At 62.2% G+C, this 14,200-nt stretch carries 17 protein-coding genes; 9 read left to right on the top strand and 8 right to left on the bottom strand.

Annotation, left to right across the window (positions count from 1 at the left end):
• Positions 1–11: 11 nt before the first annotated feature.
• The 5 genes from SR858_RS09355 to SR858_RS09335 all read left to right on the top strand — a co-directional run bounded on the left by SR858_RS09355 (position 12) and on the right by SR858_RS09335 (position 3,270).
• Complete coding sequence (locus tag SR858_RS09355; protein WP_019922494.1) at positions 12–197, top strand: hypothetical protein; 186 nt, start codon at positions 12–14, stop codon at positions 195–197.
• Between the two features lie 91 nt (positions 198–288).
• Positions 289–1,131, top strand: a complete 843-nt coding sequence (locus SR858_RS09350) for an alpha/beta fold hydrolase (protein ID WP_019922493.1) — start codon at positions 289–291, stop codon at positions 1,129–1,131.
• 131 nt (positions 1,132–1,262) lie between these two features.
• A complete protein-coding gene (locus SR858_RS09345; RefSeq protein WP_019922492.1) occupies positions 1,263–1,808 on the top strand; it encodes a Dps family protein in 546 nt (181 codons plus the stop codon).
• Between the two features lie 5 nt (positions 1,809–1,813).
• A complete protein-coding gene (locus SR858_RS09340) occupies positions 1,814–2,638 on the top strand; it encodes a sensor histidine kinase (protein ID WP_019922491.1) in 825 nt (274 codons plus the stop codon).
• Positions 2,635–3,270 (top strand): response regulator, encoded by a 636-nt coding sequence (locus SR858_RS09335; protein WP_019922490.1) that lies wholly within the window; start codon positions 2,635–2,637, stop codon positions 3,268–3,270. Before SR858_RS09340 ends, SR858_RS09335 begins: the two co-directional genes overlap by 4 nt.
• Here SR858_RS09335 and SR858_RS09330 read toward each other — a convergent pair whose 3' ends face one another.
• A complete protein-coding gene (locus tag SR858_RS09330) occupies positions 3,271–3,957 on the bottom strand; it encodes a hydrolase (protein ID WP_019922489.1) in 687 nt (228 codons plus the stop codon).
• Positions 3,958–4,089: 132 nt separating this feature from the next.
• Between SR858_RS09330 and SR858_RS09325 the strand changes: the two genes are divergently transcribed.
• Complete coding sequence (locus tag SR858_RS09325) at positions 4,090–4,491, top strand: hypothetical protein (RefSeq protein ID WP_019922488.1); 402 nt, start codon at positions 4,090–4,092, stop codon at positions 4,489–4,491.
• A 312-nt stretch (positions 4,492–4,803) separates the two neighbouring features.
• Positions 4,804–5,706 (top strand): PAS domain-containing protein, encoded by a 903-nt coding sequence (locus SR858_RS09320; RefSeq protein WP_026637403.1) that lies wholly within the window; start codon positions 4,804–4,806, stop codon positions 5,704–5,706.
• A 283-nt stretch (positions 5,707–5,989) separates the two neighbouring features.
• On the opposite strand, the gene SR858_RS09315 is transcribed toward SR858_RS09320, so the two are convergent.
• On the bottom strand, positions 5,990–6,172 hold the full coding sequence (locus tag SR858_RS09315; protein ID WP_019922486.1) for a hypothetical protein: 183 nt from the start codon (positions 6,170–6,172) through the stop codon (positions 5,990–5,992).
• A gap of 200 nt (positions 6,173–6,372) precedes the next feature.
• On the opposite strand from SR858_RS09315, the gene SR858_RS09310 reads away from it, so the two are divergent.
• Both SR858_RS09310 and SR858_RS09305 read left to right on the top strand, forming a co-directional pair.
• Positions 6,373–6,960, top strand: a complete 588-nt coding sequence (locus tag SR858_RS09310; protein WP_019922485.1) for a chromate transporter — start codon at positions 6,373–6,375, stop codon at positions 6,958–6,960.
• Entirely contained in the window at positions 6,957–7,544 is a 588-nt protein-coding gene (locus SR858_RS09305) for a chromate transporter (protein WP_019922484.1), read from the top strand. The genes SR858_RS09310 and SR858_RS09305 overlap by 4 nt, the downstream gene beginning before the upstream one ends.
• A 99-nt stretch (positions 7,545–7,643) precedes the next feature.
• Here the strand turns inward: SR858_RS09305 and SR858_RS09300 are convergent, their stop codons facing one another.
• From SR858_RS09300 to SR858_RS09275, 6 genes are all read right to left on the bottom strand, one after another.
• Positions 7,644–9,404 carry an amidohydrolase gene (locus tag SR858_RS09300; RefSeq protein ID WP_019922483.1) on the bottom strand — a complete coding sequence of 587 codons (1,761 nt, stop codon included), beginning with the start codon at positions 9,402–9,404 and terminating at the stop codon, positions 7,644–7,646.
• A gap of 100 nt (positions 9,405–9,504) precedes the next feature.
• Positions 9,505–10,071 carry a YceI family protein gene (locus SR858_RS09295; protein WP_019922482.1) on the bottom strand — a complete coding sequence of 189 codons (567 nt, stop codon included), beginning with the start codon at positions 10,069–10,071 and terminating at the stop codon, positions 9,505–9,507.
• A 295-nt stretch (positions 10,072–10,366) separates the two neighbouring features.
• Positions 10,367–11,206 carry an ATP-binding cassette domain-containing protein gene (locus SR858_RS09290; RefSeq protein ID WP_019922481.1) on the bottom strand — a complete coding sequence of 280 codons (840 nt, stop codon included), beginning with the start codon at positions 11,204–11,206 and terminating at the stop codon, positions 10,367–10,369.
• A gap of 24 nt (positions 11,207–11,230) precedes the next feature.
• Positions 11,231–12,004 (bottom strand): aliphatic sulfonate ABC transporter permease SsuC, encoded by a 774-nt coding sequence (gene ssuC / locus SR858_RS09285; protein ID WP_019922480.1) that lies wholly within the window; start codon positions 12,002–12,004, stop codon positions 11,231–11,233.
• Entirely contained in the window at positions 12,004–13,146 is a 1,143-nt protein-coding gene (gene ssuD, locus SR858_RS09280; RefSeq protein ID WP_026637401.1) for an FMNH2-dependent alkanesulfonate monooxygenase, read from the bottom strand. The genes ssuC and ssuD overlap by 1 nt, the downstream gene beginning before the upstream one ends.
• Before the next feature lie 17 nt (positions 13,147–13,163).
• Complete coding sequence (locus tag SR858_RS09275; RefSeq protein ID WP_019922478.1) at positions 13,164–14,198, bottom strand: sulfonate ABC transporter substrate-binding protein; 1,035 nt, start codon at positions 14,196–14,198, stop codon at positions 13,164–13,166.
• Positions 14,199–14,200: the final 2 nt, after the last annotated feature.

Here is a 14,200-nt window from a genome sequence, read left to right as displayed (position 1 = left end):
AAAGGTCCGCCATGAAACAGCCCAGCAAAGCCCCGGTGCCACCGCAGGCACCGAACACCGCGCCAGTCGTACCAGTCACGCCAGTCGCGCCGTCGCAGCACGAGCAGGACGCGCTCGACGAGGCCCTGGCCGAGTCGTTTCCATCGAGCGACCCGGTCGCCATCACCGTGACCAGGGAAGCCCCGCCCAAACGTTAGCCATGGCCCTGCACTTTTGGCAGGAGCTTTTCAACGGTGCGCTGACTACACTGGGTAGGTAGTCACCCCTCACACACCAAGGAGCAACAACATGGCAAACAGCAATCTCTCAGTCGACAGCGTCATCACCGAAGATGGCACCCGCATCCACTTCAAGGACTGGGGCACCGGCCCGGCCGTGGTGTTCAGCCATGGCTGGCCGCTGCAAGGCGATGCCTGGGAAGACCAGATGATCTTCCTGGCCAGCCACGGCTACCGCGTGATCGCCCATGACCGCCGCGGCCACGGCCTGTCGAGCCAGCCCTGGGGCGGCAACGACATGGACACCTATGCCGACGACCTGGCCACGCTGCTGAACGCACTCGACGTCAAGGAAGCCACGCTGGTGGGTCACTCCACCGGTGGCGGCGAAGTGGCGCGCTATATCGGCCGCCATGGCAGCGCCCGCGTCAAGAAGGCCGTGCTGGTGGGCGCGGTGCCGCCGCAAATGGTCAAGTCCGCAACCAACCCGGGCGGCTTGCCGATGGAAGTGTTCGACGGCATCCGCGCCGGCGTGCTGGCCGACCGCTCGCAGTTCTTCAAGGACCTGACCTTGCCGTTCTATGGCTACAACCGCCCCGGCGCCAAGGTGTCCGAAGGCGTGCGCGACACGTTCTGGGCCCAAGGCATGCAGTGCGGCATCAAGAACGCCTATGACTGTATCAAGCAGTTCTCGGAAGTGGACTTTACCGAAGACCTGAAAAAGATCGACGTACCGGTGCTGGTCGTGCACGGCAGCGACGACCAGATCGTGCCGATCGACGCCGCCGGCAAGGCCTCGGCCAAGATCATCAGGAACGCCAAACTGGTCATTTACGAAGGCGCGCCGCACGGCTTGCCAACCACCCACAAGGACAAGCTCAACGCGGGCTTGCTGGAATTCCTGCAATCCTGATCACCCGATAGGGTGAGTCAAATCCCTCCCCTGTTCAATCTTCTGCCTCACTCTTTCGGAGCTAAACGCCATGGCGATCACGGTCCATAATGAATCGGTGGGCAAGAAGGCACTTTCAAAGGAAATACATCATGAGCAAAGCAAATACCAAACAAGTGCTGCAAGATTTCGGTTCGTTGGCCGACGTGCGTATCGGCCTGTCGGCCGAAGTGCGCACCCACAGCGTGCAGGCGCTGAACCGCCTGCTGGCCCACACCATGGCCATCCGCGACGCCTACAAGAAAGCCCACTGGCAGGTGTCGGGCGCCACCTTCCATCAATTGCACCTGCTGTTCGACCAGCACTACAACGAGCAGGTCACCATCATGGATGCCATCGCCGAGCGCGTGCAAACCCTGGGCGGCGTCACCTTCGCGCTGGCGCAGGACGTCATGGAAGAATCGACCATTTCGCGCAGCGCCCCGCGTGGTCGCGAGACGGCGGCAGCCCAGCTGTCCGGCCTGCTCGATGCGCATGAAACCATCCTGATCGAAGCCCGTCCGCTGGCACGCGCCGCTGCCGACAACGGCGACGACGGCACCAACGACCTGATCGTCAGCCAGGTGGTGCGCAGCAACGAGCTGCACAGCTGGTTCATCGGCGAACACCTGGCCGCGCAAACCCAGGCCGCCAAGTAGGCAAGATGCCCGCACCCGCAGACCTCGCGACGGACAAGTCGCTCGACAACGAGCAGTTGTACCGTCGCTACCTGGCCGAAAAAGCCCGCCGCCTGCAGGCGGAAGAGGCGCTGCGGGAAGCCGAGGAAGAATTGGCAAGACTGGCGCGCATCTCGTCCATGGGCGAGTTTGCCGCCTCGCTGGCGCACGAAGTCAGCCAGCCGCTGGCGGCCATCGTGCTGCAGGCCGAAGTGGGCCTGATGTCCCTGCAATCCGATAACACCGAGCGCGTGCGCGATGCACTCCAGCTGATCCGCCACGCGGGCGCCACCGCCGCCGACGTGGTGCGCAGCATCCGCGGCATGTCCTGCCGTACCAGTCCCGAACCCACCACTTTCGATATCGATGAAGCGCTGCGCGAAGTGCTGCGCATGTTGCGCGCCGAATTCCACAAGCAGGGCATCGCTGTCCACGACGCGCTGGCGCTGAACGGCCACCAGTTGCGCGCCGACCGCGTGCAATTGCAGCAAGTAATGATGAACCTGGTCCTGAACGCCATCGAAGCGATGAAAGACGTGCACACCCGCCCGCGCCAGCTGCACGTGCGCTCGGTGCTGGCCGATATTGCCGGCACGGTCCGCATCAGCGTGGAAGACAATGGCGTGGGCGTGCCGGCCAAGCTGGCCGAGCGCCTGTACGATCCGCTGTTTTCCACCAAGCCCGGCGGCACCGGACTGGGGCTGGCGATTTGCCGCACCATCGTCCAGGCGCATAACGGGCGCATCTGGTCCACCTCGCGCCAGCCGCACGGCGCCGCCTTCCACATCAGCCTCAAAGGACATCCCGGATGAACACGCCCGACGACACCATTTCCGTCCTCATTGCCGACGACCACCCGCTGATCCTGGCCGGCCTGGCCGCCCTGATCGACGCCCTGCCCGGCCTCACCCTGGCGGGACAGGCCGACAACGGCGCCCGCGCGGTGGAACTGTACCGCCAGCGTCGTCCCCAGGTAACCATCATGGACCTGAGCATGCCGGTCATGCACGGGCTCGAGGCGATCGGCCAGATCCTGGCCTTCGATCCCGACGCCCGCATCGTCATCCTCACCACATACCAGGGCGACGAAGACGTGCACCGGGGCATGCGCGCAGGTGCGCGCGGCTATCTGCTCAAGGACAGCAGCCCGGAACAACTGGTCGCGTGCATCCACGCCGTGGCCGAGGGCCGCAAATTCCTGCCGCCGGAAGTGGCCAGCAAGCTGGCCGCACACACGGAAGTTGCACGGCTGTCGCCGCGCGAGCTGGAAATCCTGGCGCACTTGGCTACCGGCAAGAGCAACAAGATGATCGCGCGCAGCGCAGCGATCGAGGTGGGCACGGTCAAATTCCATGTCAACAATATTCTTGCCAAGCTCAACGTCGGAAGCCGCACCGAAGCCGCCACAGTGGCGTCCCGGCGCGGCTTGCTCAGCGCGTTTTAATTATTTCGCCGGGACTGGGGCCAGGGTCTTGTGGTCCGGGTTGGCGCGCGAAGCGGCCTTGTGCACCATGGTGTAAGCGTAGTCCACGCCCATGCCGTAGGCGCCCGAGTGTTCCTTGACGATGGCCATCACGTCGTTATAGGTCTCCTTGTGGGCCCAGTCACGCTGCCATTCCAGCAGTACTTGCTGCCAGGTCACCGGGATCACGCCGGCTTGCACCATGCGCAGCATGGCCATGTCGTGCGCTTCTTTCGAGGTGCCGCCCGACGCATCGGACACCATGTAGATTTCGTAGCCGCCTTCGAGCATCGCGCACAGGGCGAACGTGGTGTTGCACACTTCCGTCCACAGGCCCGACACGATCACTTTTTTCTTGCCGTTGGCGGCCAGCGCATCGCGCACTTTCTGGTCGTCCCACGAGTTCATCGAGGTGCGCTCGAGGATGTCCTTGCCTGGGAACACGTCCAGCAGTTCAGGGTAGGTGTGGCCCGAGAACGATTCGGTTTCGACGGTGGTGATGGTGGTCGGAATATTGAATACCTTGGCGGCCTTGGCCAGCGCAACGGTATTGTTTTTCAGAACCTGGCGATCGATCGACTGCACGCCGAACGCCATTTGCGGCTGCTGGTCGATGAAGATCAGCTGCGAGTTTTGCGGGGTCAGGACTTCGAGTTTTGGGTTCATCATCATGCTTCCAGAGTGGTGTAAAGGAACCCTCATGGTAGGGCGCGCAACGACCCTCCACCACTGCAATAAGATAGGCTCCGCCATAGGGGGGACTCTGCTAAGCTGCGGCCATCCCCATGATCAGGAAGAGCCATGAACAATGACGACACCGCGCAACGCGCCAAACTGACCAGCCTGGGCCGCGCCCTGCGCGACCTGCACAAGCAATTGATCCACATCGAGAGCCAGTATTTCGGCGCCGTGGGCAGTCCGCTGGAACTGCTGCAACTGGTGACCAACCATCCTAACTTTGCCTGGCTGCAAAAACTGTCGGGCCTGATGGCGCAGATGGACGAACGCCTGGACGAAGAAGAACCGGTCACAGCCGCTGAGGCGGTGACCTTCCGCCGCGCCATCGAAGCGCTGATCGGCCCGTCCGAACAGGGCGACCTCGAGTTCCGTGCCAAGTATAACGCCATGTTGCACGACGGCCCGGAACTGGTGATGGCGCACGGTGCCGTACGCAAGCAATTGTCCGAAATTGTAGCGATTTAAAGATATCCACACGAATTGTGGATAAGGTTGTGAATAACCGCCACTTGACAGCCGGGACCGCCTTTAATGGCGGGCGTTTCAACAAAATGCCCAATCGGAAGGCAAAATTTTAGGGGAATAAAATCAATGACTTACAGCGCGGGCCGAAAGGCCCTCGCGTGTTTTTGAGCCGGCTTGAAAAATATTTTTGTGTGCATAAATACGGTCCATGGAATATCGGACAGCGAATTCTTTGACAAATCCGCATACGAGGAATAGTGTAACTCCAGAGTTTCGCTATTTTCTTCCAAGAACTCGTTTCGGGATCAATGCATGAATCAGAATGATGACGACACAGACTGGATGATCGACGACGACGATGCTGTCGCCGCCGAAGCGCAGTCGGGCGGCAAGGCGGCCGCTGCCGCGCCACCGCCGTGGCGGGTATTGATCGTGGACGACGACGTCGATGTCCACGTTGTGACAAAATTTTCACTTAGCAATGTTTGCTTCCGTGGACGGCGCCTGAGTTTCCTGCATGCCTACAGCGGCGAAGAAGCGCTGACCACGCTGCGCAACACGCCCGACATCGCACTGGTGCTGCTGGACGTGATCATGGAAACCAGCGATGCCGGCCTCAACGTGGCGCGGCAAATCCGTGACAATCTGCACAACAGCCTGGTGCGCATCGTGCTGCGCACGGGACAGCCGGGCCAGGCGCTCGAGCACAGCATCATTCTCGACTACGATATCAACGATTTCTGGTGCAAGACCGACCTCACCACGCGCAAGCTGTTCACGACCGTAATCTCGTCGCTGCGCGCCTATGCCGGCCTGCAGGAGGCGCAGGAACGCGCCGCCGTCCTGCAAACCCAGCTCGACCAAGCCAGACGGTTGCTCGACGCCGTGGACCAGCACGCCGTCATCGCCACGTTTGACGCACGCGGCCGCATTGCCAGCGTTAATGACAAGTTTTGCACCAAATTCCAGTTTTCGCGCCAGGAACTGGTCGGCGCCGACCTGCGCCTGCTGCACACGCCACCCTACCCGCCCGACCAGCTGGCCGACGCCCTGGGTGCACTGGGCGCCGGCGAAACCTGGACCGACGTGGTCACCGGCTGGCGCCGCGACGGTCAGGAACTGCGGCTGAGGGTAACCGCCAGCGTGGTGGACGACCCATCCGCGCCCTACGTCGTGGTGGGCAGCGTGATGCAGCCTTTGAAGAAACCGCTTTGATCCGGCGCATACAACGCTAAGTACAGGATTTTCAAGCGTTTTTTACGATATCCACAAGCTCTGTGGATATCTATGTGGATATCTCCCCATTGACAACGAAGCGCGCCTGTAACGGCGCGGGGTTCAACAAACTGCCCATCCAACAGGCAGTTTTTATCGCCTTATAAATCAAGCACTTACATTGATATATTTTTCGACACGAAAAATTTTCAAATTCATTCTTGCCATCATGATGTGTGCATAAGTAAACCCGGCACTTGCATGAGGTAAAGCTTATGGATGGCTAGTGCACCAGCTGGCGTCTTTGCTCGGGATGGAGCAGTACCCGTTCGATGATGTGCGGCTGGACGTTGTGCGAACGCAGGTATTCAATGGCGCACACGGTATTGAAGGTGGACTGCACGATGATGCCGCGCTCGACGATGGCACTGCTGTGGCTGTCGCTGCGTTGGTAGTGCTCTTGCATGGTACGTAGTAAATGCAAATCGTTCATCATAAGCCTCGCTAAAAAACAGGGGTTTTGATCCGGATCAAGCAGATATGCAACGGCAGTATGCGCGACCGTTTTGTAAAGTCAATGTCAGGCTCCTATCATTTCGCAATTAAAATATTGCGTAAATTTGATGGGCGTGGACACGAAGCAATGAGCAGGGTCATAATGCCAAGATGACCGAAGACCATCCCCGCCCCGCCTCCCTCGCTGACCTGTTTATGTCATTCACCTTGCTGGCGCTGCAGGGCTTCGGCGGCGTGCTGGCCGTGGTCCAGCGCGAAATGGTCGAACGCAAGCGCTGGCTCACCCAGAAAGAATTCATCGAAGACTGGGCCGTGGCGCAAGTGATGCCCGGTCCCAACGTAGTCAACCTGTCGCTGATGATCGGCGACCGTTATTTTGGCCTGCGCGGCGCCATGACGGCGCTGGCCGGCATCCTGACCGTGCCGCTGCTGCTGGTGTTGTGCCTGGCCGTGCTGCACTCGCATTACGCCAACCACCCGGGCGTGGCCGGCGCGCTGCGCGGCATGGCGGCGGTGGCGGCCGGGCTGATCGCCGCCACCGGCATCAAGCTCGCCTCGGCACTGCGCAACCATCCGCTGCCCGGCTGGTTCAGCGGCGCCGCCGCCGTGCTGTGCGTGGCGATGCTGGTAGTCTTCAAGGTGCCGCTGGCCTGGACCCTGCTGCTGCTCGGCGGCACGTGCGTCGGCCTGACGTACCGGATCTTGAAAACGCGCAGCCTGGAAGCGGCAACGCCATGAGCGGCGCACCGATCCACATCGTGCTCAGCATGGCGGACTGGTGCAGCCTGTTCGGCCATTACCTGCTGTTGTCGCTGTTGTCGGTGGGCGGCGCGATTTCCACCACGACCGAGATGCACCGCTACCTGGTACTCGAACAAGGCTGGCTGACGCAATCGCAATTCAACGACTCGGTGGCCATCGCCCAGGCGTCGCCGGGGCCGAACGTGCTGTTTGTGGCATTGATGGGCTGGAACGTGGGCCTCAACGCGGGCAGCTATGCCGCCGCGTTCGCCGGCGTGGTTGTGGCCATGTGCGGCATCCTGATCCCCAGCACCTGCCTGACCTACATGGCCGCGCGCTGGGCGCGCCTGCACCGCGACAAGCTGGGCGTGCGCGCCTTCAAGCAGGGGATGGCGCCGGTGGTGGTGGGGCTGATGGTATCGGTGGGCATTACCCTCGGCAGCGCCCACCGCGACTTCGCCCTCGACTGGCCGCTGTGGCTGCTGTCAGTGGTGGCCGGGATACTGATCTGGCGCACCCGCATCCACCTGCTGTGGCTGCTGGCGGCAGGCGCCGTATTGGGATGGTTCCAGCTGGTCTGACGCTTCCCACTTCGGGGTCAGTGCCGACATTTAGACACGGCCTCAACCATTTACTGTCGAGTTTGTGTCCAAATGTCGGCACTGACCCCGAAGTAAGGCTTACTGGTTCTGGTAGCCGCCGTAGTGCTTGACGGGACTCCATTCGGGTTTGACTTCGAGCGCTGGCGGCGCCAGTTGCTTGAATTGCTCGCCGGCGTAGACCACCTTGCCGTTGACGATGGTCAGCGCGCTTTCCAGGTTCTTGATCTGCTCGACGTCCATGCTGAAATAATCTTGCGGCAGGATCACCACGTCGGCGTACTGGCCCTTGGCCAGCGTACCCTTGAGCTTTTCCTCGCCGCTCATCCAGGCGCTGCCCTGAGTCATCAGCTTCAGGGCCTGGTAGCGGCTCAGCACGTCCTGCGGTTGCCACAGCTTGAGGCCGCCGGCGGTTTTACCGGTCACCGCCCAGTAGATCGACGGCCACGGACCGTAGCTGCTGACGCGGGTGCCGTCGGTGCCGAGGCCCACCGGGATGTTCATCTCCAGCATTTTCTTGATCGGCGGCATCTGGCGGGTCTGGGCGCCGTATTGTTTCCAGTAGTGCTCACCCTGGAAATACATGCGGTTTTGCACGGCGATGCCGCCACCAAGCGCTTTCACGCGTTTGAGTTGCTTGTCGCTGATGGTTTCGGCATGGTCGAAGAACCAGCGCAGGCCGTTCAGCGGCAAGTCCTTGTTGACCTTTTCGATCACGGCCAGGTCACGGTCAATGCTCTCGTCGTACGTGGCGTGGATGCGGAACGGCCAGCGGTTCTTGATCAACAGGCGCAGCACGGGTTCGAGCTCGCCTTCCATCTCGTGCGGCATGTCCGGGCGCGGCTCGAGGAAGTTCTCGAAGTCGGCCGCGCTCCACACCAGGTTTTCGCCGCCACCCTCGGTGTTGTAGCCATTCGCATAGAACAGGTGTTCGTTCTTGTCAGGCTTGGTCTGGGTGAGCCAGCGCTGATAATCTTCGAGCTCCTTGCCCGGCTTTTGCGCGAACAGGTAATACGACGTACGCACGGTCAGCTTGCCATCCTTGGCCAGTTCCAGGCTCACGGCGTAATCATCGGGATAGGCCTGGCCGCCACCGCCGGCATCGATCGCGCTGGTCAGGCCCAGGCGGTTGAGATCGCGGTAGTACTGGATGGTGGAATTGAGCTGTTCATCACGCGGCAGCACGGTGGTCTTGGCCAGCGTGGTGTACAGGATCATGGCGTTCGGTTTGGCGATCAGCTTGCCGGTGGGCTTGCCGTCGGCGCCCAGTTCCACCACGCCATCCTTGAACCTGGTCTCGGCGGTGTAACCCAGCGTTGCTATGCCTTTCTTATTCAGGAAGCCCAGGCCGTACAGGTACAGCAGGAATACCGGCTTGTCCGGCACTGCTTCGTTGATCTCTTCCAGGGTCGGCAGGCGCTTTTCCTCGAACTGGAATTCGTTCCAGCCGCCGACGACCTTGATCCAGGCGCCGTCCGGCGTGCGCGCGGCTTGCTCCTTGAGCATCTGCATCGCTTTTTTCAGCGATGTCACGCCGTCCCAGCGCAGCTCGGCGTTGTAGTTGAGACCTTCGCGGATGATGTGCAGGTGCGAGTCGTTCAGGCCGGGAATCACGGTCTTGCCATCGGCGTCGATCACTTGCGTGGCGGCGGTCTTGAGTTTCAATACGCTGGCATTGCTGCCCACGGCGGTGATCTTGCCGTCTTTCATAGCAACGGCCTGGGCGAACGCGCCCTCTTTGGTCATGGTGGCGACCTTGCCGTTGGTGATGATCAGGTCGGTGGCGTGCGCCGACGTGGCGGCCAATACGGTTATAGCAAACGCGAGCTGCGTCATTTTCATTGTCTTGCTCCTAAAAAAATGGACTGCTGCGACACGATGTCGCAACAGTCCAGGTCAGTGCAATGAAATGAAGCCAGCCCAACGGACCGGCCCGTTTCAATTACTCCTTGATGGCTTCGATGGCGAGGGTCAGGGTGACTTCATCGCCAACATTCGGTGCGTATTTACCGGCGTTGAACTCGGTACGCTTGATTTTGGCCGTGGCGTTGGCGCCGCAAGCCAGTTTCTTCATCATCGGGTGATCGGCGCACTGGAAGTGCGTGACGGTCAGGGTCACTGGCTTGGTGATGCCCTTGATGGTCAGGTTGCCGTCGATGGTGGAAGGCACGTCGCCCTTGAAGTTGACCTTGGTCGACTTGTAGGTGATGGTCGGGAACTTGCCGGTGTCCAGGAAATCTTCGCCCTGGATGTGGCCGTCGAACAGTTTCGAGCCGGTATCGACCGACTTGGTGTCGATGGTCGCTTCCACCGAGCCGGTCTTGGCAGCGCGGTCCACCGTGAACTTGGCGGTGGTGGTGTTGAAGCGGCTGGTCTGGATCGAGTAGCCGAAGTGGCTGTAGCTGAAGCTCGAGAAGGTGTGGTTGGCATCGGAAGTGAAGGTTTCCGGTGCGGCAAATGCGGACATCGAGATACCGGCGGCGACCAGCAGGGCAAAGATTTTTTTCATTGTCAGACTCCTGTGTGTTGGGAACAGTGAGACATGCGACCGGTCCGGGGTTCCGGCGAAGTCCATGTCTCGGGTGGCAATGATTATGCTCTGCACAATTGACGTTGTAAAACGAAAAATTTGCCTCGTTACTATCGAGAAAATCGATCATAACCGGCGGTTAAGTTCAATCTCGTGCACAGGTGGGAATCATACCGGGTGAGGGGGAGGAGAGGAATCTGTCGGAAGGGTGAGGATGGGATAACCTTGAGCCTGCCACCCTCCGGATGGAGGATGGCGCAACGGGACTCAAGGCTCAGGCAGCAGCCGCGATCTTGCCAGCTTGCCTGGCTGGCGCCGGGTGCAGGATGCTTTCCAGCAGTTGCTGCTCCAGCGCCGCAAACGCCGCATTGCCGCGCGCACGCGGGCGGGACAGGTCCACTTTCAGGTCCAGCGTGATGCGCCCCTCCTCGATCAGCACCACGCGGTCGGCCAGCGCCAGCGCTTCCTGCACGTCGTGCGTGACCAGCACTGCCGTGAAGCCGCGCGCCAGCCACAGGCTTTCGATCAGTTGCTGCATCTCGATGCGGGTCAACGCATCGAGCGCGCCCAGTGGTTCGTCGAGCAGCAGCAATTGCGGTTCGTGCAGCAGCGCGCGCGCCAAGGCCACGCGCTGGCGCTGGCCGCCCGACAGTTCGGCCGGCCAGTCGTTGGCGCGTTCGCCCAGGCCCACGGTGTTCAAGGTGGCGGCCGCCGCGTTCAGCGACCGGGGCAGGCCCAGCGCCACGTTTTCCAGCACCGTCTTCCACGGCAGCAGGCGCGCTTCCTGGAACATGATGCGGATGCTGCTGCCGATGGCGCCCTTGCCCACTGCGATGGTGCCCTGCTCCACCGTCTCCAGCCCGGCGATGGCGCGCAGCAGCGTGCTCTTGCCGCAGCCGCTGCGGCCCACCACCGCGACAAATTCGCCCGGCTGCAGTTGCAGTTCGATGTCGTGCAACACCGCGCGCTCGCCGAACGATTTACTTAAACCCTCGAGCGACAGCGACACGCCCTGGCGCCGCGCCGGCGGCCGGTTGACATCGGCCGCCGACAGCGACGACAGGTTCTCGCGGGCCAGGCCGCCGACATCGAACAAGGTGGTGGAAATATTCATACGGTTTACTCCAATTCAGATCGATTAGCGGTAGGCCGGATTCCAGCGCAGGAAGCGCTTTTCCATCCCGCGCGACGCCAGGTCGGCAGCCTTGCCCAGCAGCGCGTACAGCAAAATCCCCACCAGCACCACGTCCGTTTGCAGGAACTCGCGGGCATTCATGGTCATGTAGCCGATGCCGGCCTGCGCCGAAATGGTCTCGGCCACGATCAGCAGCACCCATACCAGCCCCAGAGAAAACCGCACGCCCACCAGGATAGCCGGCAGCGCCGCCGGCAGGATCACGTCGCGATACAAAGGCCAGCCGGACAGGCCATAGCTGCGCGCCATCTCGATCAGGCCCTGGTCGGCCGAGCGGATGCCGTGGAACGTGTTCAGGTACACGGGGAAGAACACGCCGACCGCCAGCAGGAACAGCTTGGCCGTTTCATCGATGCCGAACCACAGGATCACCAGCGGGATCAGCGCCAGCGCCGGGATGTTGCGCACCATTTGCAGCGTGGTGTCAAGCAGCGTTTCGGCGCGGCGGAAGCTGCCCGTCAACAGGCCAAGCAGCAAACCGAGGCCGGCGCCGATGGCAAAGCCCGATGCCGCGCGCCACAGGCTGGTGCGCAAGTGCACCCACAGCTCGCCCGACGCGGCCAGCGCCCAGAAGGCCTTGGCCACGGCCCACGGTTCGGGCAGGATGCGGCTCGACAGCCAGCCGGCCTGCGACGCTACCTGCCACAGCACGATCAGCGTGACCGGCAATATCCACGGCGCCAGCGCGCTTGGCGTTTTATTCTTTGCCTGAGCCATTACGCCGCCTTCTTGGGAACGATATCGCTGGCCATGATCTCGCCGAACGGACCGCTCAGCGACTGGGTACCCGCCGCTTTGCCTTTGCCCAGCAATGGTAATACCAGCTCGGCGAAGCGGTACGATTCTTCCAGGTGCGGGTAGCCGGAGAAAATGAAGGTCTCGATGCCGAGGTCCGCGTATTCGCGGATGCGGGCCACCACCGTCTCGGCATCGCCCACCAATGCGGTGCCGGCGCCGCCGCGCACCAGGCCCACGCCGGCCCACAGGTTGGGCGAGACTTCGAGCTTGTCGCGGCGGCCGCCGTGCAGGGCCGCCATGCGCTGCTGGCCCACCGAATCCATCTTGCCGAATGCCTTTTGGGCCTTGGCGATGGTGTCGTCGTCGAGGTGGCTGATCAGCTCATCGGCCGCGCGCCATGCTTCCTCGTTGGTGTCGCGCACGATCACGTGCAGGCGGATGCCGAATTTGACGGTGCGGCCATGCTTGGCGGCGCGCGCGCGGATGTCGGCGATTTTTTCGGCCACCGCTGCCGGTGGCTCGCCCCAGGTGAGGTATACGTCCATCTGCTCGGCCGCCAGCGCGTGCGCCGGTTCGGACGAGCCGCCGAAGTACAGCGGCGGATACGGCTTTTGCACGGCCGGGTACAAGGTTTTCGAACCCTTGACCTGGATATGCTTGCCCTCGAAATCGTAGCCGGCATCGCCGCCCTCGCCCGCCAGCGACGCGCGCCACACGCGGATGAATTCATCGGAAATTTCGTAGCGCTTGGCGTGGTCGGCAAACAGGCCGTCCGCTTCCAGCTCGCCCTGGTCGCCGCCGGTGACCACGTTGATCAGCAGACGGCCGTTGGACAGGCGGTCGAACGTGGCGGCCATGCGCACGGCCAAACCCGGCGTGGTGAGGCCGGGACGGATCGCGACGAGGAACTTGAGCTTTTGCGTGACCGAAATCAGCGACGACGCCACCACCCACGCATCCTCGCACGAACGCCCGGTGGGCAGCAGCACGCCGTCGTAGCCGAGGGTATCGGCGGCAACCGCGCACTGCCTGAGGTAATCGGCATCGACCGGGCGCGCGCCCTTGGTGGTGCCAAGGTAGCGGCTGTCGCCGTGGGTGGGGATGAACCAGAAGATATTCAACGACATGATGTAATCCTTTATTTCCTGGCCAGCTGACTGGCGCCAAGTTGCGCATCCTTGACCGCGATCGGCTTCGGAATCAGCTTGAGGCTGGCGAAAGCGTCGGCCACCTGCTGCTGCTGTGCCAGCACGCCGGCACTGATCGGTTTGACGCCGTAGGCATAGCGCGAGGCGGCCAGCGCCACGACTTCGGTTTCCAGTCCGGTTTGCGTCGCGAGGATGGCGGCGACGTCCTTCGGATGGGCCGCACCCCACTCATCGACCTTGGCAATTTCTTCAAGCACGATGCGCACCGTGTCCTGATTCTTTTCGGCGTACGGCCGGGCGGCCAGGTAGAACTGGTAGTTGTTGACCAGGCCCTTGCCGTCGGCCAGCACGCGCGCGCCGATCTGCTTTTCGGCGGCGGCCAGGAACGGGTCCCAGATCACCCACGCATCGACGCTGCCACGCTCGAACGCGGCGCGCGCATCGGCCGGCGGCAGGTAGATCACCTGCACGTCCTTGTAAGCGACGCCGGCTTTTTCCAGCGCTTTCACCAGCAGGTAGTGGACGTTGGAACCCTTGTTCAGGACGATCTTCTTGCCCTTGAGGTCAGCCACGCTACGCACGGTGGACGACTTGGGCACGACGATCGCCTCGCTGGCCGGCGACGGCGGCTCATTGCCGACATAGACCAGGTTGGCGCCGGCGGCTTGCGCAAAGATCGGCGGCGCCTCGCCCACGGTGCCGAAATCGACACTGCCCACGTTAAGTCCCTCGAGCAGCTGCGGCCCGGCCGGGAATTCGGTCCATTTGACGGTAATGTTTTTACTTGCCAGCCGCTGTTCCAGCGTGCCCCGGCCCTTGAGCAGGGTGAGCGTGCCGTATTTCTGGTAGCCGATGCGGATTTCCTGCTTGCCCTGGGCAGCGTTGGCTTGGGCCAGCGTCGGCGCGTGGGCGGTGACGCCCAGCACGCCAACGGCAAACAGCAGTCCCAGGGTATGGCGCCGCGCGGTGCGTTGCTGCGCCCGAGTGTCGGCAGGCGCGGATGTGTTGATGGTTTCGATGGTCATGT

Source organism: Duganella zoogloeoides (assembly GCF_034479515.1).
Classification (GTDB): domain Bacteria; phylum Pseudomonadota; class Gammaproteobacteria; order Burkholderiales; family Burkholderiaceae_D; genus Rugamonas; species Rugamonas zoogloeoides.
The sequence above is the reverse complement of the archived record's forward strand: the minus strand, read 5'-3'. Positions and strand labels throughout refer to the sequence as shown.

Excerpts from the sequence above, each read along its gene's own strand:
- SR858_RS09355 (WP_019922494.1), top strand. The coding sequence starts at position 12 with ATGAAACAGCCCAGCAAAGCCCCGGTGCCACCGCAGGCACCGAACACC.
- SR858_RS09350 (WP_019922493.1), top strand. The coding sequence starts at position 289 with ATGGCAAACAGCAATCTCTCAGTCGACAGCGTCATCACCGAAGATGGC.
- SR858_RS09345 (WP_019922492.1), top strand. The coding sequence starts at position 1,263 with ATGAGCAAAGCAAATACCAAACAAGTGCTGCAAGATTTCGGTTCGTTG.
- SR858_RS09340 (WP_019922491.1), top strand. The coding sequence starts at position 1,814 with ATGCCCGCACCCGCAGACCTCGCGACGGACAAGTCGCTCGACAACGAG.
- SR858_RS09335 (WP_019922490.1), top strand. The coding sequence starts at position 2,635 with ATGAACACGCCCGACGACACCATTTCCGTCCTCATTGCCGACGACCAC.
- SR858_RS09330 (WP_019922489.1), bottom strand. The coding sequence starts at position 3,957 with ATGATGAACCCAAAACTCGAAGTCCTGACCCCGCAAAACTCGCAGCTG.
- SR858_RS09325 (WP_019922488.1), top strand. The coding sequence starts at position 4,090 with ATGAACAATGACGACACCGCGCAACGCGCCAAACTGACCAGCCTGGGC.
- SR858_RS09320 (WP_026637403.1), top strand. The coding sequence starts at position 4,804 with ATGAATCAGAATGATGACGACACAGACTGGATGATCGACGACGACGAT.
- SR858_RS09315 (WP_019922486.1), bottom strand. The coding sequence starts at position 6,172 with ATGCAAGAGCACTACCAACGCAGCGACAGCCACAGCAGTGCCATCGTC.
- SR858_RS09310 (WP_019922485.1), top strand. The coding sequence starts at position 6,373 with ATGACCGAAGACCATCCCCGCCCCGCCTCCCTCGCTGACCTGTTTATG.
- SR858_RS09305 (WP_019922484.1), top strand. The coding sequence starts at position 6,957 with ATGAGCGGCGCACCGATCCACATCGTGCTCAGCATGGCGGACTGGTGC.
- SR858_RS09300 (WP_019922483.1), bottom strand. The coding sequence starts at position 9,404 with ATGAAAATGACGCAGCTCGCGTTTGCTATAACCGTATTGGCCGCCACG.
- SR858_RS09295 (WP_019922482.1), bottom strand. The coding sequence starts at position 10,071 with ATGAAAAAAATCTTTGCCCTGCTGGTCGCCGCCGGTATCTCGATGTCC.
- SR858_RS09290 (WP_019922481.1), bottom strand. The coding sequence starts at position 11,206 with ATGAATATTTCCACCACCTTGTTCGATGTCGGCGGCCTGGCCCGCGAG.
- ssuC (WP_019922480.1), bottom strand. The coding sequence starts at position 12,004 with ATGGCTCAGGCAAAGAATAAAACGCCAAGCGCGCTGGCGCCGTGGATA.
- SR858_RS09275 (WP_019922478.1), bottom strand. The coding sequence starts at position 14,198 with ATGACCATCGAAACCATCAACACATCCGCGCCTGCCGACACTCGGGCG.